Raw genomic sequence first — 25,515 nt, 5'->3', positions numbered from 1 at the left:
GGCCGAGGTATGCTCGTCATTTGAGAAGGCAGATCAATATGGAGTTCGGCATCAGGAGCATTCTGGCTGCGCAAAAGCGTGGCTGGTTTACTTTTCTATTCTTTATCACTTTCTTTCTGTTGGTTGTGTCGGCTCTGTCATTACTGCCCAAGCGTTACGAGGCGATGATGATTGTTGCGGCAATGGACGCGAATCCCATTGCTGAAGGAACACCGAGCGCCGGGGGCCTTAGCCTGTTTGGTGCGGGTATGAGCGAGAAGGTTACCAACTTCCAGATGTATCTCAACGTTCTGCAGGGACAGAGCGTGGCGGAGGCATTGATGAAGCGCCCGGATCTTCTGCGTGAGCTTCTTTCGGGTTGGGACAAAGAGACGAAGCAATGGGAATCGTCGGAAAACGTTTTTGATCGTTGGTTTGAGTATCCAGTCCAGCGTGAACCTGTAGTAGATGACGTAATTGACGAGTTGTCGAGCAAGATTAAGGTAAAACAGCGCAACTCCCCCGATTTCATTCCGGCACCTATTTTTGAGATTAGTCTTTCGCTTCGTGATGGGAAGGCAGCTGAAGAGATACTCCGGCTGGCGCATGAAACTGCGGACGAAGTTGTGCGTAATGTGGAGCTTCGGCAGCTAGCGGTGTGGCAGGAATTTCTCCAACGGCAGATCGGCGAAATTTCCACTGTGGATGCCAAGGCTGCTCTCACCCGCGTCTACAGCCAATACTATACACGCAGCATCATGGCGAACGTGAAGGGAAGCTTTTCGGCGAAAGTTATCAATGGTCCCCAGGTCGCAAATTATCCCACGCTGCCCCGGCCGATGTCTTTGGTCGTGATGGCAATCATCTTTGGTTTAATCGCGGGATTTGCGCTGAATTTTGCCCTTTACACACTGCGTCACCTAACGGGCGCCCGCAAATGACGATGATGTGACGACTGGTGGCGGGACAGGAGAGAGCCATGATCCTTTCATATGAAGATCGAGTGGTGCAGCGTGTAGAGTTCGCCCCTGCGTTTGCGCTTTTTTTTGGCTTCTCCTGCGCATTCTTCGCTCTGCCTGTTGTCGGCGCGGTGCAGATATTTTTGTCCCATCTGATCTACATCACGATGATTGCTTTTGCGGGAGCCTATTGCGCGGTCATGAACCCGCGCTTTTTTGGCTTCTTCGTTATGTGGCTCGTGGTCATCTGCGCGTTGAACTTGTATTCCGCCTTGAATGTCGGGCTTGGCGACCGCTATGCATCCGACATTATGAAGATCTTGATTTACGCATCGTCTGCCGCCTTTGTTTCTCATTTTTTGAGTTTACGGACGATGACCAACATCGGGTTCGGCCTGGGAATCGGGCTTCCCATGTTCATCTTCGTATCGGTCTTTGCCTTGGGGACGATCAGCTTCACGGGGGGGCGGCTGTGGCTGGAAAATGCCGGGGGCCCGAATACCTTCGGCGCCATGCTGACCCTGTCGATGCTGATGATCATTTCCCATCAGGGAAAGCACATCGTTGTCAAGGCACTGCTGCTGAGTGTTCTTCTGATTACGTTGCTGAGCACAGGCTCGCGTGCGAACCTGCTTGGACTGCTGATTGCGTTCCTGTACGGCCCGCAGATTCTGAAGCGGATTTCCATCATGGGCATGGTTTCCCTTGTCCTGCTGTTGCTGGTTGTGGTGACCATCGATATCGATCGATTGTTGGACACTCTTAGTGGCATTGAGCGCGTCGTATCTATCACAGAAGGTTCTGACCCGTCATCGGGACGGGTGGATATCTGGGCGAATCTGATCAGGGATCTGCTCTCGACGCCGCAAGCACTTCTATTTGGCAAGGGCCCAGGTAGCGCAGAGATTATGAGCCTTCGAATATTTCCGGTATTCTGGGTGAAAAATCTTGCGAGTCCTCATTCAACTTGGGTGGGTAGTTTCTACTATTTCGGAATTTTCGGAATTACATTTTTGATCTGTATGCTTATTTACTTGGCGATTCATGTATTCAGGCGTGGAAATCTACTTCAGCAGCGTTTATTTATTTATTACATGATGGTGACGCCTTTTGACAATCATTTCATTGGCTCACAGGGGATCGTCTATCATGCTCTTGCTCTGGCCATTCTCTTTACGAATCCAAGTAAGGTGGAGCCGAAGCGGCCTGTGGCACTGGATGTGATGCCGCGCCTGAGTTCGTCGGGAGACCTAGCGGCGGCGGCCGGCAGAGGGGGCTGAAGTTTAAGCTGAAGACACGATTCACGCAGTAGCTTGCCTATGAAAGAAAGTTTCTACATGGCGAATTACGCAAAAATGGATCATGAGGGTGGCGAAGATACGATTCCGCCGAGGAGAAAGGCAGGCTTCCGATATCCCGCGTCGCTTCATTACGTGCTTGGTGTCAATATGGATGCTGAAGGTGCTTTTAATTTCTGCTCGCCGGCAACTGATCGCCCTGACCTGCGGATGCTCTTTTGGCAATCATCCTGCATGAGAAACAGCGCGAGCCAATATGATGGAACAGATGTCGAATTAGGCACACCAATGCCCCTGAAAATGGTGCGCTGATGTCGCTGGCCCGGACGGTTTTCATTATCGGTGGTACGCTCTCTCAGCGGGTTGGCAATGTTTTCCTGTTGCCGGTGATGGTCGCGACGATGTCGGCAGCTGATTTCACGCGATTCGGCCTGTTTACCAGTGCTGTCGCCGTGGCGGTGCCGCTATTGACGCAGAATCTTCATATGTCGGTTGGACGTATGTATTTTGATTACGCGACGCCGGAGGACAGGGCAGCGGCCTTCCTGTCCACGCTCGTCGTCGCGCTTTTCGGAATTGTCGCCGGCGGCGCGGCCATCATCGCTGTATTGCAGGCCATCGGGGTTCAGGATCCACTCACCTTCGGAAGGCTGGATTTCCGACTTCTCCTGATTGCGTGTGCTTTTTTTCTGGTTGTCATGCAGGCTGGTGCGATTTTTTCGCGGGTGAAGGACCGGAATATTCTGTTTGCAGCAGCATCGACAATATCGGGTTTCGGTCTGCTGCTAGGCTACGTCATTTTGGAGCCATTTTTTGCCGATAAGGTGCTTGCGCTGGTTTACAGCTATATAGTTGCGCAAGGCCTGGCGTTTCTGTGCACGACGCCAATCTACGGAGAAGCCATACGTGCCGGGCGTCTCCGTCCTTACCATATTGGTCCGGCCTTTGCCTATGCCAGCGGAACCACGATCTATGTCATCTCAACCTGGGTCATCGCTCAGGCAGGACGCTGGGTCGGTGGTTTCACACTGCCTGAAGCGGCTGCGGCCGGATTTACGCTGATCTCCTATGGCATGGTCGTGCTCAGCGTCCTTATCAATGCCTATGCTGAGACACGCCGTATCCCGTTTCTGAACGCCTTTGTCGCCGGCAATCTGAGCGACGCCTTGGCGATTATGTTGCGGGTCACTCGGCGCAATCTATTCGGTATTGTCGGTTGTTATGCTGTCGGAGTCGTTATCATTTACTATAAAGACATGCTCCTGCCTGTGGATTACGAGCTCCAGATGCGCTGGCTCCTCCCGGCACTGTTATATTCTGTCGGGGCAGTGTTCTTCAACCTGGCGTTCTGGTTGTTCGGAGCATTGAAGGAGACATGGTGGTTGGCTGTCGTGAGCGTCTTGGCGGCGGCTTCTTATGCTGGGTTACTCTTCTGGTTGCCGATGATCGACGTCTCTACCTTGTTGTGGTGTTCTGCGATCGTTATGGCTGTGCAGGCTGTGGTCCTCCTTGTTCTTGTCAGGTGGAGGATACGGCAGCGTCTGGCTGGGCTCCGTTCTGAAAAGGTGCTGTGAGTGATGATTGGCGATCATGGTGCGATGCCAGTTCCCATATTGCCTGATGATGTCTCAGCGCATGTTTTCATCTGCACTGGATTCGAAACTCTGCGTGCTGCAATCATTTTAATTGAAAAATTGGATAAAGCAGTGCCGGTCTTTCTGTTGTGGTTCGGTGGATCGGATTGTCCATATCCGCCACAGCATGGAAATGTACATGTAGAAGAATTTCCTACCTCTTATCGTGCAAGCTTGCGGGTATTTCATGATGTGCTTGATAGATACCCTCCGCTGAGATCTGGAGCGTGTGCGGTCTATATCCCTCATATTATACACTTCGCAGCCAATTTCTTCGCGCGCCCCGGCCGATATCGGCGGCTTGCCCTTCTGCCGGATGGCATGATCAACTATGCCGACAGGCGCCCGTCGCCAAGCGAACGCGTGAAGTCATGGGCGAAGGCCGGCTTAGGGCTTATGCAGGGAGTGCCTTATCGGCCCATCTGGGGACTGGGGCACATCACAGGATATGATCGCCTGCCTTATGATCTGACTTACACCTTTGATGAAAAAGGATTGATCAGCCGATGCGGGCAGTTGATCGTGCTGCCGCGCAGTGCATCGGGCGCAATTGCTGCTGCTGATCCACGTGTAGCGGTGGTGCTTGATCAGGAAATTTCCGAGCTTCTCGACACCGCGGCGGATGCGTCATTGAGACGCGGATTGATTGGCTATCTAACGTCCAGGGACTTCGCGACAGTCTATTATAAGGCACACCCGAAGGGAGTTTCGCGGCATGAGGAACTGGTGGGTGCATTGACAACTCAGGTCGTTGAACTGCCGGGGGCGATGCCTGTCGAAGACGTCGTTACTGAGTTGGGGGCCGGGGAATTCGTTTCGTTTTACAGTACCGGACTTGTGTCATTGCGTCAGATGACGAATGCACGTGTGACTGCGGTTCTGCCGTCGAATCCTCCTAGCAAATGTGCTGCATTCTTCCGGGATGTAGAGGGGGTGTTTCGTGAGCGGGATATAAGTATCCACAAGGTTGTGATGAAATGAGCTGGTAGTTGCCATTGTCGCGGGGCGGGAATGACATGCGGCTTGACCTGGAAGGTGTGCGCTCAGCGGGACGTCGCCCAGCCAATCTAGTTGTTAGAACCCAACAGACGATTCCCAAACGGATCAGCCTGTGCGAGTCTCTGCCGATGCGCGAAGGTATCACTGTCAAAGCGAGCGCCGCCGACCGTGCCCGATTGGAAGCGGTCGTCGCGGGCCGGAACCGCCGGCAGAAGCATGTCCGGCGGGCGGGCATCGTCCTGACGACGGCCGACGGTGCGGGGACCGCCGAGATCATGCGTCACACGGGCAAGTCCAAACCCTGGGTCTGGCGTTGGCAGGCGCGGTTCGTGGCCGAAGGCGTGGAGGGCCTGCTGCACGACCGGGCGCGACCGTCGCGCATCCCGCCGCTCGAACCAGAGGTGGCGGAGCGCGTGGTGGCGCTTGACCTTGGCCGGTCCGCCAGCCGAGGTGATCCACTGGACCGGCGCGATGATGGCGCAGGCCGTTGGCATCAGCGTTTCTGCGGTGCAGCGCATCTGGCGCTCGGACGGGCTGTGGACGCACCGGGTCGAGCGGTTGATGCTCCCCAACGACCCGCAATTCGTGGAGAAACTGCGCGACGTGGTGGGGCTCTACATAGACCCGCCGTCCCATGCCATCGTCCTCTCGTTCGACGGAAAGAGCCAGATCCAGGCCCTCGACTGCATCCAGCCCGGCCTGTGCACGAAGAAGGACGGGTCGGCGCCATGACCCACGACGACAAACGCCATGGCACGACGGCCCTGTTCGCCGCGCTGAACGTCCTGGACGGGACCATGATTGGGCAGAACATGCAGCGTCATCGCCACCAGGAGTTCATCCGCTTCCTCAATGCCGTTGAGGGCTTCTTCGCCAAACTCTCCAGGCGAAGGCTCCAGCGTGCCGCCTTCCACTCCGTCGTCGACCTCCAGGCCGCCATCAACCGCTTGGCGCGCGAGCACAACGCCAAACCCAAGCCGTTTGCCTGGACAGCCGATCTCGACGCCATCATCGCCGCTGTCGCATGCAGGCATCAAACGTAGGATTCGCACCGCTAGAAGCTGTTCCTCTAGACGGTTCCCGCTGATGTAACTCGTTTTCCTGTGGAGTTTAAATGAAGATCTGCTTCGTCAATGACAGCACAAGCCAGAACAACTGGGGATGTCGCGCGACCACATACGCCATGTACGATCTCATTCGACAGACTGATGCGGAAGTCGTCAGCGTGGTCAAACTGGGCGCGTTGAACGGCGTCGGTATGGATCTGTTCAGCCTGAAGTCGCGTGCGATTTCGCTTTTGAAGGAGTATGCCTACGACAAGCCGCGCTTACGCGCCTCGCTGCGTTTCATGCAGCATGCAGCGCGTCGTAAGCGTCACGGGAAGCTTGCGGATCCTGTGACTCTGGCTGATTTCGATATGACGGCGCGCGAAGTGCAAGCGGGGCGGCTATTCCCCGTCACACGTGCCGCCATCGATCAGGCTGATCTTATTCTCGTGAATGGGGAAGGCAGCATTTATAATTTTGAGAAAAAGGGGAGAATGACTCTTTTCTGGATGTACTATGCGAAAAAATATGCCAAGAAAAAGTGTGCTATTGTCAATCATACTGTCCAACTAAATGATCCGCGGATGCTTGAGATTTTCAAGGCGGTTTATCCAATTCTTGATGATGTTGTCTTTCGTGAGCCGGCTTCATATGATGAAGCTATGCGTTATTTTCCATATTTGGAGGAGGACTTGGCAGCCGATGCTGCATTTCGCTGGAAGCCCCTTATGGGGGATCACTTCCTTGAATCCTATGGGCGTTTAGGTGCATGCTCAATCTTTCCATACGATGCAGGGGACTTTGATCCGTCCAAGCCATATTTGTGCATTACCGGCAGTTCCGCACTTGTGCGGGCGGAAGATAAAGACCCGATTGACCGCGCACCATTTTTTGAGCTCTGCGCTCGGTTGAAAGACATCGGCGGCCAGGTCGTTGTCGTTGCACCGGACATCACTGATGAGACACTGCTTGCGCCAGTTGCGCGCGAAATGAAGTTGCCATTCCTGCCTGCCGCCACCCCGCTTGGTATTGGTCTCGATATTCTGGCGAATGCGCGTGTGTTCGTCTCGGGACGTTGGCACCCCTCCATCCTTGCCTCGACCGGAGGAACGCCATCAGTGCTTTTCTCGGGGAATACCCACAAGATCGCAGGTCTCGGACGTCTGCTTGGACTGCCAGATGCATCGATCGATGCGAAGCGCCTGGGGGACGCGACGCCACAGATTCTCGACATGACCCGGCGATTCCTGGATGAGGGTGAGGTGCGACGTTCTGATATCTTGGCGCGTGTGGCGGGACATGCGAAACTGGCAGAACGAAATGTCCGCTGCCTGATGTCATAACATCAAGGCTGTCACTCAGAACGCGTGCGGAATAATCGGAAACCGCATGTTATAACCTGTCGTCGCTGTGGTTTTGGCGCACCCACTATTTCTATCGTCGAGGAAGTGAAAATCATGCCGTCCGTCGTAGCCAAAGATACCTTTAGTTTCCAAGATGTCGTTTCGGGTGCCGTCTCAGCCGACATGTTGCGAAAATCGATTGGCGTCAATGGATTTGTTGTCGTGAAAGAAGTCTTCACAGCGGTAGAGATTGCCCGTATGCGTGAGCAGGCAAAGGCATATCTTGAGAAGCGGGGTCTTCGTTTGGGCCTGGGAAGGACGCGCTCCAATGTCGCAGCTGATGACGACGAACTTGCCTGGGTTTTTGGGCATGATCGGATTGTTCAGGCGATTGGCTGGTCATTGAATGACCCAAAGGTGATCTTCACTGGACATAGCGATGCCCACATGAACATGGTCGCTGGATGGCACAAGGATAGCGAAACGCGCTATGGTAGCTATTTCTCTCAACCCTGCATTGGGGCAGAGGAGTGCCGTGTTTACAAGATTGGGATTTATCTTCAGGACCATTCCCATAATGACACCGGTCTGAAAGTGCGAAGGGGGTCCCATATGGTCGCGAACTTGACTGATGGAGAACTTCTTACGCTGCATTCAGGTCTTGGTGATATCGTGATATTTGATGTCCGGATCAGCCATTGCGGGGATCTTCCCGATGGTGTTGAGACTGTGATGCAGAAGGTGTCACGTGTGCTTAAGGGGCGGCATGCTCAGAGGCAGGATCCAGATCTATTCGTTCGAATTCGGGAAGCCTATGTGAGGATGCGCCGAGATCAGCAGAAGATGTCTCTTTTCTTCACATTCGGTGTCGAAAACTCCTATACGCGAGATTTTTCTCGCACGAATATGAAGCGGCAAATCGAGCAGGTTCGTCTTGCGGGAGATCAGATTCGCCTCGATTTTCCTGCTGAACTTGTTCAGAAGCTAGGGGCTGCGGGGATCGGGATTCCGGACTTTAAATCTCTCGTCTGACCACTTCGGATAAGGGCGCCGACGCTCGCCTGAAGGGCGAGGCAACGGAACCTGTATGTCAAAGTATCGCGTAGCCATAGGGATCGCCATCTGATGGGCCGCATTTCTGCGTTCGAGGGGCTGCGTGGTGTGATGGCCTGTTGGGTCATGCTTTTTCACATCGCCGCTTTTTCCGGCATGTCGTTCGCGAACGCCATTCAACCTGATATACCGGTCGATGTGTTCATTCTGATAAGCGGTTTTGTGATCGCGCATCTTTTTACAGCGAAAGACGAACCTTATGGGCAGTTTATCTTCCGTCGGTTTATGCGGCTTTATCCCATATATTTGCTCGCACTCGCACTGGCGATTGGACTTACAGAGGTATATCGGCATATCATTTTCGATAGTCCGCTGTCGCCATTCATGGGCTCGCAGCAGGAGCGACAGACGGAAGTGGATGAGGCGTTCCTTGTCCACATTGCCGTCCATCTGACGTTATTACATGGTGCGCTTCCAGATGCTGTCCTGCCCCGGTCCTCAATGGCCATCCTCAGCCCTGCCTGGAGCATTTCGCTGGAATGGCAATTCTATCTCATCGCTCCGTTTGTGATTGGCTGGATCAAGACGCTTCGCCGTTTCTTCATTGCTTTGACGCTCGCTTATATAGGGTTTTGGCTGATCCGATTGTCTGGTCTTGAGTTCGGTAAGCCATCATTCATCCTGCAAAGATTGCCTCACTTTATTCTTGGGATTGGAGCATATCTTTTTTATTTTAAATTACTACATGAGGGGAAGGCTTCTCCACGGCAGTCCAAATTTCTGTTAATAATAGGGACTGTCTGTGCTGTCGCTCTTGCGTCACAGGCGGTATTTATTGGCTTTCTATTTCTTCTGGCGATCAGCTGGCCGCTCAATTTGCGTGGAGGCGGCCTTGCATCTCGAATAGATAGTGCGCTGTCATCGCATTGGGTGGTTGCGGTTGGCGCTGCATCTTATTCGATTTACATCCTTCATGTTCCAATCATCTGGTTGGTGCTTCATTTCTTGATGCCAGTGGTCGGTGGAAACCGGTATGGGATCTTTGCGATCATGCTGGCGGTGGTACCCGCGGTCACGATCGCCATTTCAATGCAGACGTATCGATATGTGGAGAAGCCGTTGATGCGATTGCGGCTCACGCCTCGTGTGAATTGACCTATCCCCTGAAGATCATTCCGTTTGGCAGGACCGTTACCACAGGAGATGGCCGCATCGCGTGTTCCTGGCAGATCGCCGACCTCCTCACAAAGCAGAAGTGTGGAGGAAAATGTGGGCTCATGCACGGGCTCTCGCGTTCCGTCGCCTCGCTGCAGCCCACGGTTTTGCAGGGGGAATGTCGAACTCGGTCGGCGGGGTTTGGGTCTGGCTCACTGGGCGCTCACGCGGGTGGTGGGCAGATGGACGGCGATTGATGTTCCCGTGCCTGGCGTGCTGTTCACCTGCATGATGCCATCGTGCAGGGCTACGAAAGACGAGACAATCGCGAGCCCCAGTCCTGCACCTTCCTGACGGCGCACCATCGGGTCGCTATCGATGCGCCGGAACGGCTGAAGCGCCCGTGGAATTTCATCCAGCGCCATGCCCCGGCCATTGTCGGTGACGGTGATGGTCAGGGATCTGTCGGGCATCAGGCGCACGACCAGGGAGATACGGCCGCCATCGGGCGTGAACTTCACGGCATTGGTCAGCAGGTTGATGAGAACCTGGCGCAGCTTGCGGCTGTCGCAGCTGATCGCGACCGGCCGGGACGGCGTCATCAGGTGCAGCACGTGGCCGGCCTTGCGGGCCCGGGCGGAGATCATGGCGATCGCCGGCCGGACGATGTCGTCGACCATCACCACCTCTTCATCAAGCGTCGCCTCGCCGGCCTCGATCCGGGCCAGATCGAGCAGATCGTTGATCAGTTCCAGAAGATGGCTGCCGGCGTTGGCGATATCGCTGGCATATTCCATCTGCTTGGGCACCAGCGGCCCGAAGATCTGTGCCTTCAGCGCCTCGGCCATGCCGATGACCGCGTTCAGCGGTGTGCGCAGCTCGTGGCTCATATGGGCGAGAAAGGCGGTCTTGGCGTGATTGGCGGCCTGCGCTTCATCGCGCGCCCGCGCCAGATCCTCTCGTGCGTGCGCCAGTTCATTGACCCGTGCCGACAACAGGGCGCGCTTGCGGATCAGCGACCGCAGCGTCCGGCGATTGACCTCCAGCGCCAGCAGCATCGACAGCAGCAGCAGGGCCGCCACCGCTTCAGGCCACATCATCGCCAGCACCGATGCCTGGGTCCGCCTGAGATCGGTGCCGTGCACCAATGTCCAAGGGGTGCCGGCGATCGGCCGGGCGAAGAGCGCCATGCCATTGGCGGCCCGGATGGTGCCGTCATCGCCGGCGGCGCGGGTATCGGCAAACGACCCCCGCGCGCCAGCCGCCTGCCACACGGCGTCGATGGTCTGCCCTGCGGTCTGCCCTGCCACCGGCAGCACCGATCCGCCTGCGTGGGATGAGCCGACGGAACCGGCATCTGCCGTCGCCACGATCCGTCCGGTATCATCCACCAGCATCGGCGTGCCGGCGGTGGTGCCGATCTGCCGCAGCATCGACGCGATGGCGGCAATGGTGACGTCGAGGGCGATGACACCCCGGAACCGGTCATCGGCCAGAACCGGCCGGACCAGGGTCACCACCGGCACCCTGCCGGCGGCATCGTCATGGGGGGCGGTCCAGAACTGCCGGCCGGTGGGGTTGACGGCCGGCCGTGCGGGCGTCAGCACCGCGCCGGTCAGAAGATCGTCGTGGAACCGGGTCTGCGACGATGGCCCATAGGGATAGAGCATCAGGAAGCCCAGATCCGAGATGTAGTAGATCCAGGCGGCTTCGGGCAACTGACGCAGGGCCTGCAGCATGAACGGCTCGATCCGCGCCACGGCCGCGACCTCCGCCGCCATCACCATCGCCCGGTCGGGATCGCGGTGCAGGCGACCGGTCAGCCGGCCCGAGACACCCGCGCCGGGCGGCACCTGGAACATCGGCATGGTTCCGCCGTCGTCCCCGGCTCCCACCGGTCCGTCCGGCAGCATCGGCAGCGGCTGGGCCGACCGGTCGGTGATCGCCATCGTGGCAGCAATGGCCAGGGCATCGACCTCGACAGCCGCAATCCGTGCGCTCGTGGCGATCATTTCGGCGCCGGTCTGCAACCGGGCCTGACGATCGGACATCAATGTCGCGAAGCGTTGCTGGTACTGCACATAAAGACCACCACCGGCCGAGAACAGCACGCAACCATACACCACGGTTGCCAGCCACCCGGCCATTGGCCGGCGCGGCTGCCGTGACTGCCTCCGTGCCGCCGTGACAGCGGCCGGTGCCGGCTCGGTTGATGTCTCAACAGTCATGAGCGAGACGCTACACGAGCGGATTGCGGCCGTCATCGGAAATGCCGCGCAAATATCAGATATGTCTCAGATCACGGTGCATATCGTCGGAATGTGTCGCCGTACCGCCGCAGTCGTCGCCGCATTGGCAAGGTTGCAGGGAAACAACTGCCGTCAGACGTTCTGCAACGGGCACTTGTCCAAACTCCGCCCCCGGCCATCAGCCTCGCTTCCGGCCGCCCTGATCAGCGGTCCCAGTCGTCCTGCACGCCATACGGCTTCCTGCACGTCATACGGCTTCCCGCGGGTCATCCGGCGTTTTGCGGATCATCGGGCGCTGTATCGCGTTCCCAGATCGGCGGCGGCCGGTTCATGGCGTCGAGCGCGCCCTCCAGGATGTAGCTGGCGGCGGCCTTGTCGACCAGTTCCGCCCGGCGCTTGCGCGACAGATCGGCATCGATCATGTGACGCTGAACGGCGGCGGTCGACCAGCGTTCATCCCAGAACAGCATCGGCAGATCCAGATGCTCGGCCAGATTCTGGCGGAACTGCCGGATCGACTGGCAGCGCGGCCCCTCGCTGCCGTCCATATTGACCGGCAGGCCGATGACCACGGCCACGACCGCGCGTTCTCGGACGATATCGACCATCCGTACAGCGTCGATCTTGAACTTGGTCCGGCGGATCAGCTCAAGCGGTGTCGCCACCTGCCGCCGCTCGTCGGACACGGCCACACCGATGGTCTTGGTGCCGACGTCGAGGCCCATGATCCGGCCGCGGGCGGGCAGGATACGGGCAAGCTGCCAAGGGCTGAGATCGGCCTCTGGGGCGGGGTTGCGGTTCGTCATGCCGGGTGCTACCTTGCCGCCTCGCTGCCGCTGAACGGGTGTGTCGAGAGCCGCCATCTGGCCGCTTTTCCGCCAAGGATGTCAAGCACGGCGGGCATGCACACGCGAAGGTGCATGATCCGCCGTCGACCGGCCCGGGTAGGCGGCCGTCGTCAGGATTGACCGCCGGTTTTCGCGAAACCGACCGCTGGATTCAATGGAGTGGGCAGCGACGATGACGCTCGATCGAGCCGCCGTCAGGAAGATCGCCACCCTCGCCCGTCTGGACGTGCCCGAAGATGAGCTCGACGGCTATGCCCGTGAGCTGGGGGCCATTCTGGACTGGGTCGAGCTGCTGCGCGAGGTCGACACCCAGGGCGTCGCACCGATGACCGGTGCCTCGGCCAAGGGGCTGCCGCAGCGCCCGGACGTCGTGACCGATGGCAATTGCCGCGACAAGGTGATGGCCAACAACCCGGTCGGCGACCCGGTGTTCTATGTGGTGCCGAAGGTGGTGGAGTGAGCGCGATGGCGACCCGAGCGACCGATTTCACCATTGCCACCGCGGCCGACGCCCTGGCGCGCGGCGAGGTGACCGCCCGCACGCTGACCCAGGCCCATCTGGACCGCATGGCCGCGACCCGCGCGCTGAACGCCTATGTCGCGGAAACCCCCGACATCGCGCTGGCGCTGGCCGATGCCGCCGACGCCCGCCGCGCCCGTGGCGAGGCGCTGGGGCCGATGGACGGCGTGCCGATCGCGGTCAAGGATCTGTTCTGCACCGAAGGTGTCGCCTCGACCGCCTCGTCGGCGATCCTGGCAAGCTTCGTGCCGCCTTACGAGTCGACCGTCAGCGCGAAATTGAAGGCCGCCGGCGCGGTGATGCTGGGCAAGACCAACATGGACGAGTTCGCCATGGGCTCGGCCAACATCACCAGCGCGCAGGGCCCGGTGCGCAATCCCTGGGGCCCGGATGGCGACAGCTTCCTGGTGCCCGGCGGTTCGTCGGGTGGCTCGGCGGCGGCCGTGGCCGCGCGCTCGGCGATTGCCGCCACCGGCTCGGATACCGGCGGATCGATCCGCCAGCCGGCGTCGTTCTGCGGTCTGGTCGGGTTGAAGCCCACCTATGGCCGCTGCTCGCGCTGGGGCATGATCGCGTTTGCGAGTTCGCTGGATCAGGCGGGGCCGATCACCCGCACGGTCGAGGACGCGGCGATCATGCTGGGCGCCATGGCCGGCCATGACCCGAAGGATTCGACATCGGCCGAGATCGCGGTGCCGGATTTCCGTGCGGCCGTGAACCGGGGCGTCCGGGGGCTGAAGATCGGCGTTCCCAGGGAATACCGGGTCGACGGCATGCCGGCCGAGATCGAGGCCCTGTGGCAGCAGGGCATCGACATGCTGAAGGCCGCCGGTGCCGAGGTGGTCGAGATCAGCCTGCCGCATACCCGCTATGCCCTGCCGACCTATTACATCGTGGCCCCCGCCGAGGCGTCGTCGAACCTGGCGCGCTATGACGGTGTCCGCTATGGCCATCGGACCCGCGCCAATGTGTCGAGCCTGGGCGAGATGTACGAGAAATCGCGTGCCGAAGGCTTCGGTCGCGAGGTGAAACGCCGGATCATGATCGGCACTTATGTGCTGTCGGCCGGCTATTACGACGCCTATTATCTGAAGGCTCAGCAGGTCCGCACCCGGATTGCCGGCGATTTCACCACGGCCTTCGAGCAGGTGGACGCGATTCTGGCGCCGACCGCGCCGTCGGCCGCCTTCCGCTTCGGCGAGAAGATGGACGACCCGGTGCAGATGTATCTGAACGACGTGTTCACGGTGCCGGCAAGCCTGGCCGGCCTGCCCGCCATCTCGGTGCCGGCCGGGCTGTCGGCCGATGGCCTGCCGCTGGGCCTGCAGGTGATCGGCCGGTCGTTCGATGAAGAGACGGTGCTGGCCGTGGGCCGCGCGATCGAGCAGGCCTCGGGCTTCGACGCGGTGCCGGCCATGGTTCGGGGGACTGTCTGATGGGCCTGATCCGCGGCAACACGGGCGACTGGGAGATCGTGATCGGTCTTGAGGTCCACGCCCAGGTGTCGAGCAATGCCAAGCTGTTCTCGGGCGCCGCCACCGCTTACGGCGCCGAGCCGAACACCCAGGTGTCGCTGGTCGATGCGGCGATGCCGGGCATGCTGCCGGTGATCAACGAATGGTGCGTGGCCCAGGCGGTGCGCACCGGGCTGGCGCTGAATGCCCAGATCAACAAGCACTCGGTGTTCGACCGGAAGAATTATTTCTATCCGGACCTGCCGCAGGGCTATCAGATCTCGCAGTTCAAGCAGCCGGTGGTGGGTGAGGGCGAGATCGTCGTCGATCTGGACGACGGCGAGAGCATGACCGTGCGCATCGAGCGCCTGCATCTGGAACAGGATGCCGGCAAGTCGATGCATGACCAGCGGCCGGGCGAAACCCTGATCGACCTGAACCGGTCGGGCGTGGCGCTGATGGAGATCGTGTCGAAGCCGGATATGCGCGCCCCCGAACAGGCCGGCGCCTATATGCGCAAGCTGCGCACGATCCTGCGCTATATCGGCAGTTGCGACGGCAATATGGAGGAAGGCTCGCTGCGCTGTGATGCCAACGTCTCGGTCCGCCGTCCGGGCGACGAGCTTGGCACGCGCTGCGAGATCAAGAACCTGAACTCGATCCGCCACGTCATGAAGGCGATCGAGTATGAGGCGCATCGTCAGGTCGGTGTGCTGGAGGATGGCGGCAAGATCGTGCAGCAGACCCGGCTGTATGATGTGGCCAAGGGCGAGACCCGGTCGATGCGCTCGAAGGAAGAGGCGCATGACTACCGCTATTTCCCCGACCCCGATCTGCTGCCGCTGATCTTCGATGACGCCTTCATCGAGACCCAGCGCGCCGCGCTGCCGGAACTGCCCGATGCCAAGAAGGCGCGCTTCCAGCAGCAATATGGTTTGTCGGCCTATGACGCCGGCGTGCTGGTGGGCGAGCAGGCATCGGCGGCGTTCTTCGAAACCGCGGCGGCCGGACGCGATGCCAAGCTGGTCGCGAACTGGACGATCACCGAGCTGTTCGGCGCGCTGAACCGGCTGTCGAAGGGCATCGAGGACAGCCCGGTGACCGCCGACAATCTGGGCGGGCTGGTCGATCTGATCCAGGACGGCACGATTTCCGGCCGTCTGGCCAAGGAAGTCTTCGCCGAAATGCTGGAAACCGGCGAGACCGCCGCGGCCGTGGTCGACCGCAAGGGGCTGAAGCAGGTGTCGGATGAGGGCGCGATCGCCGCGGCCATCGACCAGGTCATCGCCGCCAACCCCGACAAGCTCGCGGAATACAAAGGCGGCAAGACCAAGCTTGCCGGCTTCTTCGTGGGCCAGGTGATGAAGGCGACCGGCGGCAAGGCCAATCCGCAGGTGGTGAACAAGCTGCTGACGGAAAAGCTCGACGCCTGATCGCGCCGATCCTTCTGCGCGAACGCCCGGCATGGGACCATGCCGGGCGTTTTGCGTGGGGGGGCGTTTTGCGTGGGGGGCGGCGATGTGCGGCGGGCGGGCGTGACCGATGCGCGCGGCCGTTGTCCGCCGCTTGCCAAAGCCGCGACGACCGGCCATGGTCTGGTCAGACGACACCATTGACGCAAGCCCTGAGGTCTCGCCGCCAGATGCCGCCCGGCCATCGCCAGCTCAGCCCCCATCCGCGCCGCCGGCTTCGCCGGGCGGCTATGGTGCTGCTGCTGGCGGCGCTGGCACAGATGATGGGCGTCATCGCCCATGCGCCGATGGCGCTGGCGATGGTTCTGGCCCCGGGGCAGGTTCTGGAGATCTGTTCGCCCACGGTGGGCGACAGCCGGACCGATGATCGCGGCGCGCTGCCGGGCGCCGTCTGTCACGATTGTCTGGCCGCTCAGGCGGTGATGACACCCGCCGAGCCGGCTCCGCTGCCGCTGCCGGCGATGCGGCAGGCCGTCCCCGACCGGCCATGGCCGGCATCCCCTGTCGATATCGCCGCCGCCGTACCGCCGGTGCCGGCGCGGGCACCACCTGTCTTCGTGGACTGACCCTGCAAGGATCACGGTCACTTCCATTGCGACTACAGGATACAGGTTCCATGTCGATCATCTCCCGCACCATCCGCGCCGGTGTTGCCGGCGCCGCCCTGATGCTGGCCGCCGGTGCCGCCTCGGCCCATGACTACACGGCCGGCGACCTGCATATCGAGCATCCCTGGGCGCGCGCCTCGGTGAATGTCGGCGGCACCGCCGGCGCCTTTCTGAGCGTTCAGAACCACGGGGCCGCCACCGACCGGCTGGTGTCGGTGTCGAGCCCGGTTGCCGAGGCCGCCGAGATCCATGAGAGCTTCGAGGACAAGGGCGTGATGCGCATGCGCCATGTCGAGGGGATCGAGATTCCGGCCGGCGGCGAGGCGATACTTGCGCCCGGCGGCTATCACATCATGCTGATCAAGCTGAAGCAGCCGCTGATGCCGGGCGACAAGGTGCCGGCGACCCTGACCTTCGAGACGGCGGGCACGGTCGATGTTGAGCTGGCGGTCGAGAAGCCGGGCGCGGGTGCGGCTGGTCATGATGCCCATGACGGCCACGGCATGAAGAAGACCGATCATTCGGCCCATTGATCAAGGCCGTCCTTCGGCCGGGGAGCCGCGATGACCTCGGATGCCATAACGATCCGGCCGGCGGTGACCGATGATGCCGACGCGATCAGCCGGATCATTCTTCAGGCGCTGCGCCAGACCAATGCGGCGGATTACACCCCCGAGGTCATCGCGGCGGTCGCGGCGAATTTTTCGCCCGCGGCCGTCGCCGCGCGCATGGCCGGCCGGCGGGTTCTGGTGGCCGTGGCGCAAACCGGCGCGATCGGCACCGCAAGTCTCGACGGGGCCACGGTGCGCAGCGTCTTCGTCCAGCCCGATGGCCATGGCCGGGGGATCGGCACCGCCCTGATGGCGGCGGTCGAGCGTCTGGCCCGGGCGGACGGGCTGTCCCGGCTGGTCGTGCCATCCTCGGTCACGGCCGAAGGCTTCTATGCCAGGCTTGGATTCGTGGCGCTGCGCGATGAATACCATGGGGCCGAGCGGACCATCGTCATGGAGAAACGGTTGCCGCCGCCGGCCTGATCGGATCGGCGGCGGCAGGCCCGGATTCGTCGTCCGGGCCTGCCGCCCAGACTATGGTGATCATCCCGTCACCCTGGTGACAATGCTCGTTGATGTCGCTGTCATCCGGCTTGAAGGTGATTGCCGTTCCGCAGCAGTGTCATTGAAATTTCAATCCAAAAACGACTTCGGTCGTGAAATCCTGCAACCACTGCATTAGGCTTGACCGATCATAATCGCCTGAAGCGGATGGATCGTCATGGATAGCCTGATCGGAACCCCGGAGCGCCATCTGGCACGCCTGACTGCCGAGACTGCATCGTCACCTCGGCGCGATCAGAGCCGCCCGGCCAGGGTTGCCGAGAAACGGGCGTTACGCCAGAACGGTCTGAAGGCATCGCAGGCGATTCCCTTTGCCGAGATGGCCAGAGATCCGCTCTATCAGCGGATCGCCGCGGCCACCTGCCCGAAGGCTCTGAAGGCCGATCTCGCGGCCTTCGGCCTGGAGACGGCGGCCGAGGTCGCGGCCTGCAGGTCGCTCCCCGGCCTCAACAGGCTTCTGTCGCGCCGCGCGGGCAAGGGCGAGACGCCAGGCGAGGCGACACAGGATTTCTTCGGCCGGGCCCGACATGAGGCGATCCGCGGCTACCGGCTGATGCGGCACATGCTGGCGGTGAAAGACCCGATGAACCAGGGGCTGCGCCATACAAGCGCCAGTTTGTCGGTGGAGATGGAGCAGGCGGTGCGGTCTGCGGGTGGGCAGGTCTATGCCAAGCCGTCGAGCCTGCAATCGAACCAGTCACCCGCGGCCTATCTGCGCTATCTCTATCGCATCGCCACGGGGCTGGACGAGGAGATCGGCATCACGCCGCCCGAGCAGGGCGGCCGCCGGCTGGAGATCCGACGGCCGGATCTGGCGCGGCTCGTGTTGAGCGAAACCAATCTCAAGCAGGAAATCCCCACCATCGTGCTGGTCAACGAGGTGTTGACGGCGGGGCTGGGCGCGATCGATATCCGCACCGCCTTTTACCCGATCGCGCTGCCCTTCGATAAACCGGCATCGGCGACGCGGGCGGCGCTCGCCCAGATCGGCGGCACGACGCTCAACGACATCGGCGCGCAGACCTCCCGGAGCGTGTTCCCGCTCCGCGCCGATGTCTGCCTCGCCAGCGATCAGGCGGGGCTTCTGGGGCTGACCGGTGCTGTAGACGAGGCATCGGGCGTCGGCAGCGAAATCGCCCTGCTCACCGAGGATACCGGCATTCCTCCTGAGAGCCATCCGACCACCCTGGGCGGCCTCTACGGCGTGACGAACGAGCTGGAAACCAGTACGGTCGTCAAGGTGATGGCCCGCCTCGACCTGGATTTTGACCGGCTCATCCAGTTGCTGGGGCTCTATGTCGCTCACCAGGAAAATGGTCGGCCGGTTGCCCCGAAGGATTATGCGACATCATTTCTCGACAACAAGTTCCCCTTCCAGCTCATAACCCGGAGCGGCCACACCTATGTCTATCTGAACAGTATTGATGTGGCGCCGCCCGAACTGCGCGGGTTCAACTATCTCGCGCGCCTGCATCACGCGACCGGGCTGGACTTTCATCACCTCAACTGGCTGCTGGCCTGTCCGGGCGTGAGTGAGGCGGGCAATCCCGGAGCGGCGTGGGACCGCGTCGCCCGCCGGCATCTCACCACGACCGGTCTGCGGGTGCTGGCGGGATACAGGCTCTGCCGCGATGCCTTCGATCTGGGGCCAGAGGCCTATGCGGCGCTGTTCGGAGAGATCTGCCCGTTCTGGCGGAGCGACATGGTGGTCGCGGGTGCCGAGGGCGGCATGGCGGGGTTGGAGCAGACCGAAATCTCGTTCCTGCGCACGCTGTTCGGCGATGACGCATCCTGGCTGCACCAGGTGATCACCGAGGCCGCGACACCGATCGACGACACCCGGCTTGCCGATGTGGTCTGCCGTGGGCTCGGGCTTTCGGTGGTCGAACTGGATGGCCTGATCGATGCCTTGAACGCCGGTTTCAGCCTGAAGACGGCGCTGGATGCCCGCGGCCTTGGCGCATTGTATCGCCTGACCACGGTCTTCCGCATGATCGGCTGGCCGCTTCTATCGGGCCTGCGGCTGGTGTCGCTTGTAAGCCGGCAGTCGACCGTCGACGACCAGCTTCGGCGCGACCTGACGGCAAGGAACGAGACTGCCGCCGAGACGGCGCGTCTGTGCACGGCACTCGACCAGATCATCGAACTCGCCCGGTGGATGGCGGAGGTCGAGCTGTCGCCCGACATGCTGCTGGCCCTGCTGACGCCGACCGGGACCGCCGGCCTGCGGGCAGACGAGGCGGACCGTCTCTGGTTGAGCGATCTCGCGGCGGCGATTGCGTCCGCGCTGGTCAATGCCGACAGCTTTCGCGGGTTCGAGGCATGGGACAGCCGGGACGCATCGTCGATCATCATCCTCGGCGAGGCCTGGGACGCGCATATGCGGGCAGCGGGCGGGCTGTATCGGGCGTCCGGCGTGTTTCATCCGGAGATGGACCGCGCGGCCATGGTTATGATCTGCCGCGATTTTCTGCACGAGGCTCACGCGGTCGATCTCGACATCGACAGCAACACCGCCCGGCTCGACCGGCTGGTCTCGGCCCTGGACAAGGCCCGCGACACCCAGGCATTGACGCTTCAGCGCTCTCTGGGGACCATTGGCACCACGCTGACGGCCTTGGGCGCCGGGGCACTGATCATCTGGGCGCAGACCAATGCGTTGGACGCGCTTCATACCCTGCTGGCCGGCGCCGACGACGCGGAGGCGTTGCTCCAGCTTCGGGAACTGCGGCGCCACGCGTCAGTGGTCGATGCCGTGGCATTGGGCGATGTCGCGTTGCAGATGATCGCCTGGAGGCCGGATTGGCTGGCCCCGGCGGCGGCTGATATGAGGCAGGATCCGCGGCGGCCCCGGGCGCTGGGTCTTGAGCAGCTTGTCGCCCTCCACCGCTTCGCGACGCTTCAGGTCGGTGCCGCGACGGATGAGGCGTGGCTGGGCTATCTGACGGTGGCACGGGATGGCCGGCCGGGGACCGAGGCCACGGATGACGAGGTGACGATCTGGCGCACGGCCTGCAAGGACATGCTTGCCATCCTGCTTGGCTGCCCGGCCGCGGATGTTCTGACCTATCTGGTGGACCTTGCCGGCCCCGAGGGTGTGGCCGACGATCTGGCCACCATCGACGCGGTCGCCCGTCATGCCCGTCTGGCCGATGATCTTCGCATCGGTGCCGACGAACTGCTCGCGCTCAAGGGGGTGAGCGCCCCGCCTGCGAGCGGTGACCGGACGGGGGGCGACTGGACGGCGGCGGCGGCCGCGGCCGCTGCCGGGCTCGCGCGTTTCAAGGGCGGCAGCCAGATATCCGCCTTCCGTCATGCCCTCGCCGAAGTCGAACGCGACGCGCTGGTTGCCGCCTATATGCGCACCACGATCGCTGCCGATGCCGATCTCGCGGCCCAGGTCACCGACCGCGACACGCTCTACAGCCATCTGTTGCTCGACGTGCAGGTGACGAGTGCTGTTCCGACCAGCCGGCTGGTCGAGGCGACCAGTTCCTTGCAGCTCTATATCAGTCGCGCGCTCAATGGCCTGGAACCGGGGGTCGGCTTCGTCGATCGCCCGGCCCTTGCCGCAGAATGGCGTCTGAACAGATATTATCGGCAATGGGAAGCCAATCAGAAGCTTCAGCTCTATCCGCAGAATTATATCGAGCCGGAGTTGCGCTATATCACCTCGCCGGAATTCGATGACCTGCTGCAATCGGTCTCTGGCGGCGATATCAGCGAGGATAGTGTCGAGGCGGCGGTGAACACCTATATGACGGGTCTTGCCGGCTGTTGTGATCTGAGCCTGTGCAGCCTCTATGTCGAGCAGGGGCACGAGACTGCCTCATCGAATACGATCTATCATTTTCTTGCCAAAGCGCATTGGGAACCGGGGCGTTTTTTCTATCGTAAACTTGAGGCGGACTACGAAACGATTGCATCGTTGGCTGACCCGTCGCGGTATCTCAAGGCGCTCGACTGGACATTCTGGCAGGAAGTCTTCATCCCGAAGGCCCATGATCTTCTGTCTGACGTGACGCTCTGCTTCTTCCTGAACCGGTACTATTTCTTCTGGCTGGAAATCGAGGAACGAAAGAGCCAGAGCGTCGACGGTGAGGTGATTTCCTGGCGGATTCACCCACGCTATATGCGGTGCGATGCGAATGCCCTGACCGGCGTGATGCAGACGCCCGGTCTGTTCATCAACGGCGACACCGCCGGCAGTGACGACCTGCTCATGATCGACGGCTCGTTCAACTGGTCGGGCCGGAAGCCCGCGCTCGACGGCACCTATCAGCCGCTCGCCGTGGCAAATGTCTTTTCCTATGGCGACGTGGAGACCGAGGCCGAGGCGGTGGGTGGTCAGGATGGCGCCATCATTGTCAGCTTCGGTGTCAATCTTGAGGATGCAAGCCAGGTTGTCCGGAAAACGTCGCTTCAGATGCGCCTGACCGAAAAATGGGCCGACGCCATTTTTATTCTGAGTGATGTCATTGATACGACGTTTCAGGATGCCGCACCAGCCGGCTACAAGAGCATCTATCCGCGACTGTTCGTCGAAGATGGCGTAATCGCCGATACATACATCAAGACAGGCTCTTTTCCCCTCATCGATTTACTCACTGAGACCTATATCTGCAGCCGTCCTGCCGGTCAGCCTGTCGATCTTTCTGTGACCAATGACTATGGTGACCCGAAAAATGCCGTGATCAACACGACCTTTGTGCCGTCTCCCATTGGCGGGGGGACGCTTGGTGTTGTCAAGGTGAGCGCCAATCTGGGGCACCGCACATATTCGAGGCGCGTCTACAATTCCACCGCGCAGGATAGCGCGTTCGCTGCCCTGAGAGAGGCGCAGCCGACCGAGATCCGGATGAAGATGACTATAACTTTGATATACGGGTCGCGCAGGCCGGCCAGGAGATTGGATAGTGCCTGGTTTACGAGTACCACGGCACTCTACAAAGATGATTTCGCCGACATGCCCTTCAAGGACATGACGACCCTGAAAACCGTGCATATTCGCGACGAGACGATCGAGGGGGGCGTGGCACTTCCCCGCGACTGGGTGCTCTGGGAGGGAGAAGACGCGTTTCTGGTTGTAGATATAGAGGTCGAAAGACTCGTCTCTAATATGATATTCTCTGTGATCGTGAAGGGAGAGCCTGTCGATTTCTCCAAAGGCCCAAATAACGATCCGAGAAATTTCAGCGTTGGGGCTGCTACCTTCCAGCTTTATCCCGCTAAGGGAAAATTGAATACCGGATGGGCGCTTGGCGGTGCACATGACAGCCACAATTTTATCCATATCATGGATCGGGAAAACGCGGCCAACGCGGATACATTTCTTCTTCTGAATTCATCGCCAGCACTCAGTTCCCTTGCGGAGACGATGCCGCGGCCCGGAGGTTGTGCCAGCCTCTTTGCCTCCGGGAACCAATCGCTCTCGGAAGACCCTGGTACGTTTATCAAAGACTTCGAGAGCACCTTGCGAGTGGTCTATCCTGACGACACCACATCGCTCGATACTGTCCGTACCCCGTCACCCTTGTTTGACTTCGATGCGGCCTATGGCGGCTATGGCTGGGAAATCTTCTACCACATTCCATCGGCCGTGGCCGCCGGCTATGCGAACAGCGGACACTATGACAAGGCCATCGGCTGGCTGGAGAAAATCTTCGATCCTGGCGCCGACCAGCCCTGGAGAGTGGCGCCACTGATCGGTGCCTCGATGCCGGAAGGCGCATTGGCCTTCGACACCGGTGATATCATCGTCGACCCGGATCGGATCGCCACCGATTACCCGTTCTATTATCAGCAGGCGGCGATCCGCCATTATCTGGAAGTCATGCTTGCCGAGGGTGACGCTGCCTATGAACAGCAGAGTCAGGAGACGCTGCAACAGGCAAAGGCAATCTATGTCGCGGCAAAGCAGCTCTTCGGCGAGAGGTTGCCTGAGATCCTGGATGCCCTGACCAACCAGCCATGGCCCAATCCCAGCCTGGATGATGTTTCGGTCGATGGCCATACTGGCTTTCTGCCACCGTATAATCAGGAGCTTCGCGCGCTTTATGACACGATCGAGGCGCGCCTTGCCAATCTCAGGCAATGGCTCGACATCGACGGCAACCCGCTGAACGTCCCATTGCTCTCGGCGCCGATCGATCCCAGAGCGCTCCAGACCGCAGCGAAAGCCTCGTTGACCCTGGGACGTGGCGACGAGCCGGAGGAGGCGGAGCAGGATTCCCTGGTCGACTTCACCACCCTCGTCAGATCGGCCAAGCTGTATATCGGGAATCTGCAAACCACCAGCACCCGACTGCTGGCCACACTGGAGAAACTCGACGGCGCGAGGATCGGCCGATTCGAGAAGAGTATTGAGGCAGAGAAAATCCGGCGATCCGCTGCCGTCCAGGATCTGACGCGCGATGCCGCTCAAAAGGATGTTCAGATAAAGCAGGCTAATCTGAGCGGTGCCACCAGCGCGCTCGCCTTTCATCTGGGATCGGTTCTGGTTTCACTGGGGGCGCTTAATTCCTTTGCAGCCGTCGATGCCGGCAGAAAGAGCATTGAATTCGTTTATGGCAAAGCAAAGCTACGATATGACATGATAAGGGCGGTCGCTTTTTCATTTATTCCCAATATATACGGATTGGCATCTGGCGGACAGCGGTCTGAGCAGGGGGCAATTGCAAATATTCTGGGGATGTTGACCAGTGAGATTTTGTATGATTCAAAAAAATCAGCCATTGATAAATACAAAGAAAGCTCTCTGAAGATCGTTGATCAGTTAAAAAACACCATAGATCTCACAGCAAAGGTATCTTCTGCCTCTTTGGAACTTCAGAAGGCAAATATTTCTCTGAATGAGCAGGAAAAAAAGCGAGAGAATTTGGACTTTGATCTTCAGGATCTCGAAAACATCAAGTTGGAGAAGGCAAAAAATTTCGCCACGCTCGATTTCTATCAATGGCTGGCGGATGATCTTCAATCGCTCTTCGAGGAAGAATGGGCGACGACGCAGGATTTCTGCAAGCTGCTGGTGAGGCTCTATGAGTACGACACCGGGGAGACGAACGGCGCCAGCTTCATCAAGACGACAAGTCCGGGTGGCGACTATCAGCGGCTGAACGCCCCCTATCGGCTTGCTCTGGATGTCGAGCGGCTGGAGGCGGCCTATTTCCGCGCGCTCATGGATCAGCAGGGCCAGAGCGCCACGATGAGCTTCGCGATGAGCGAGCTTCCGGCGCCCGGTGGCGGCAGCTCGGCGCTGACCACCCTGATCGAACAGGGCGAGACCTATTTCGACCTCACCGACGAGATGTTCGACACGCTCTATCCGGGCCAGTATGACCGCCGTATCCAGAGCGTGCGTGTCAGCTTTCCGGGCCTCGGCCGGGCCGGCCTCAGCCCGCATGCCCGCCTGACCCAGATCGCCAACACGCGCTATGCCACCCGCGAGCGCGATCCGAAGCGGGGCGGTAAGATCCGCAAGGACAGATACGCCTTACAGAGCATCGTGATCAGCGCCCCCAGCATCGACACGGCGACGCTCGACCACCCCGATGGCAGCCTGAAACGCTTTCAGCACACCGGCGTCTCGTCGCGCTGGCATCTGGTGCTGCCGGCGGTCCACGAGCTCACGCGTCACCGACATGGCGCCGGCCGAAGCAAGGCATGGCATGAGGCCGCGACCCGGCATGTCCAGGCCCTGAAACCCCATCTGGACGATGTCGTGTTCGAGGTGACCTTCTCGGGCCGCTGGTAGGCATCCGGCGGCGAAACGGCAGCCCCGGTC

The 25,515-nt window shown here is 60.4% G+C and carries 17 protein-coding genes and 1 pseudogene; 16 read left to right on the top strand and 2 right to left on the bottom strand.

Annotated features, from left to right (window positions below):
- Window positions 1-38: 38 nt before the first annotated feature.
- The 9 genes and pseudogenes from WG924_RS24670 to WG924_RS24630 all read left to right on the top strand — a co-directional run bounded on the left by WG924_RS24670 (window position 39) and on the right by WG924_RS24630 (window position 9,466).
- Window positions 39-920, top strand: coding sequence for a hypothetical protein (locus tag WG924_RS24670; protein ID WP_345935703.1), 882 nt, complete (start codon window positions 39-41; stop codon window positions 918-920).
- Window positions 921-958: 38 nt separating this feature from the next.
- Entirely contained in the window at window positions 959-2,218 is a 1,260-nt protein-coding gene (locus tag WG924_RS24665; protein ID WP_345935702.1) for an O-antigen ligase family protein, read from the top strand.
- Between the two features lie 57 nt (window positions 2,219-2,275).
- Window positions 2,276-2,548: a hypothetical protein gene (locus tag WG924_RS24660; protein ID WP_345935701.1), complete on the top strand. Its 273-nt coding sequence runs from the start codon at window positions 2,276-2,278 to the stop codon at window positions 2,546-2,548.
- Window positions 2,548-3,810, top strand: a complete 1,263-nt coding sequence (locus WG924_RS24655) for a hypothetical protein (RefSeq protein ID WP_345935700.1) — start codon at window positions 2,548-2,550, stop codon at window positions 3,808-3,810. The genes WG924_RS24660 and WG924_RS24655 overlap by 1 nt, the downstream gene beginning before the upstream one ends.
- A 3-nt stretch (window positions 3,811-3,813) precedes the next feature.
- The gene (locus tag WG924_RS24650) at window positions 3,814-4,851 is read left to right on the top strand and encodes a polysialyltransferase family glycosyltransferase (protein ID WP_345935699.1); all 1,038 of its coding nucleotides are present in this window, start codon (window positions 3,814-3,816) and stop codon (window positions 4,849-4,851) included.
- A 146-nt stretch (window positions 4,852-4,997) separates the two neighbouring features.
- Window positions 4,998-5,912: pseudogene (locus WG924_RS24645) on the top strand (IS630 family transposase).
- Between the two features lie 71 nt (window positions 5,913-5,983).
- Window positions 5,984-7,258 carry a polysaccharide pyruvyl transferase family protein gene (locus WG924_RS24640; protein WP_345935698.1) on the top strand — a complete coding sequence of 425 codons (1,275 nt, stop codon included), beginning with the start codon at window positions 5,984-5,986 and terminating at the stop codon, window positions 7,256-7,258.
- A 114-nt stretch (window positions 7,259-7,372) separates the two neighbouring features.
- Window positions 7,373-8,290 carry a phytanoyl-CoA dioxygenase family protein gene (locus tag WG924_RS24635; protein ID WP_345935697.1) on the top strand — a complete coding sequence of 306 codons (918 nt, stop codon included), beginning with the start codon at window positions 7,373-7,375 and terminating at the stop codon, window positions 8,288-8,290.
- Between the two features lie 93 nt (window positions 8,291-8,383).
- Complete coding sequence (locus WG924_RS24630; RefSeq protein ID WP_345935696.1) at window positions 8,384-9,466, top strand: acyltransferase family protein; 1,083 nt, start codon at window positions 8,384-8,386, stop codon at window positions 9,464-9,466.
- Window positions 9,467-9,678: 212 nt separating this feature from the next.
- On the opposite strand, the gene WG924_RS24625 is transcribed toward WG924_RS24630, so the two are convergent.
- Window positions 9,679-11,613: an ATP-binding protein gene (locus WG924_RS24625; protein ID WP_345935695.1), complete on the bottom strand. Its 1,935-nt coding sequence runs from the start codon at window positions 11,611-11,613 to the stop codon at window positions 9,679-9,681.
- A gap of 368 nt (window positions 11,614-11,981) precedes the next feature.
- Entirely contained in the window at window positions 11,982-12,521 is a 540-nt protein-coding gene (gene ruvX / locus WG924_RS24620) for a Holliday junction resolvase RuvX (protein ID WP_345935751.1), read from the bottom strand.
- 214 nt (window positions 12,522-12,735) lie between these two features.
- On the opposite strand from ruvX, the gene gatC reads away from it, so the two are divergent.
- From gatC to WG924_RS24585, 7 genes are all read left to right on the top strand, one after another.
- A complete protein-coding gene (gatC, locus tag WG924_RS24615; RefSeq protein WP_188582642.1) occupies window positions 12,736-13,023 on the top strand; it encodes an Asp-tRNA(Asn)/Glu-tRNA(Gln) amidotransferase subunit GatC in 288 nt (95 codons plus the stop codon).
- Between the two features lie 5 nt (window positions 13,024-13,028).
- Window positions 13,029-14,519 carry an Asp-tRNA(Asn)/Glu-tRNA(Gln) amidotransferase subunit GatA gene (gatA, locus tag WG924_RS24610; RefSeq protein WP_345935694.1) on the top strand — a complete coding sequence of 497 codons (1,491 nt, stop codon included), beginning with the start codon at window positions 13,029-13,031 and terminating at the stop codon, window positions 14,517-14,519.
- Window positions 14,519-15,970, top strand: a complete 1,452-nt coding sequence (gene gatB / locus WG924_RS24605) for an Asp-tRNA(Asn)/Glu-tRNA(Gln) amidotransferase subunit GatB (protein ID WP_345935693.1) — start codon at window positions 14,519-14,521, stop codon at window positions 15,968-15,970. The genes gatA and gatB overlap by 1 nt, the downstream gene beginning before the upstream one ends.
- Window positions 15,971-16,179: 209 nt before the next feature.
- Entirely contained in the window at window positions 16,180-16,575 is a 396-nt protein-coding gene (locus WG924_RS24600; RefSeq protein WP_345935692.1) for a hypothetical protein, read from the top strand.
- Between the two features lie 50 nt (window positions 16,576-16,625).
- Window positions 16,626-17,150, top strand: a complete 525-nt coding sequence (locus WG924_RS24595) for a copper chaperone PCu(A)C (RefSeq protein ID WP_345935691.1) — start codon at window positions 16,626-16,628, stop codon at window positions 17,148-17,150.
- A 30-nt stretch (window positions 17,151-17,180) separates the two neighbouring features.
- Complete coding sequence (locus WG924_RS24590; RefSeq protein WP_345935690.1) at window positions 17,181-17,651, top strand: GNAT family N-acetyltransferase; 471 nt, start codon at window positions 17,181-17,183, stop codon at window positions 17,649-17,651.
- A 238-nt stretch (window positions 17,652-17,889) separates the two neighbouring features.
- Complete coding sequence (locus WG924_RS24585; protein ID WP_345935689.1) at window positions 17,890-25,485, top strand: neuraminidase-like domain-containing protein; 7,596 nt, start codon at window positions 17,890-17,892, stop codon at window positions 25,483-25,485.
- The last annotated feature ends 30 nt before the right edge of the window (window positions 25,486-25,515 follow it).

This window comes from Tistrella arctica (genome assembly GCF_039630945.1).
Lineage (GTDB): Bacteria > Pseudomonadota > Alphaproteobacteria > Tistrellales > Tistrellaceae > Tistrella > Tistrella bauzanensis.
Note: the sequence above shows the minus strand (reverse complement) of the source record. Positions and strands in the feature narration are given on the sequence as shown.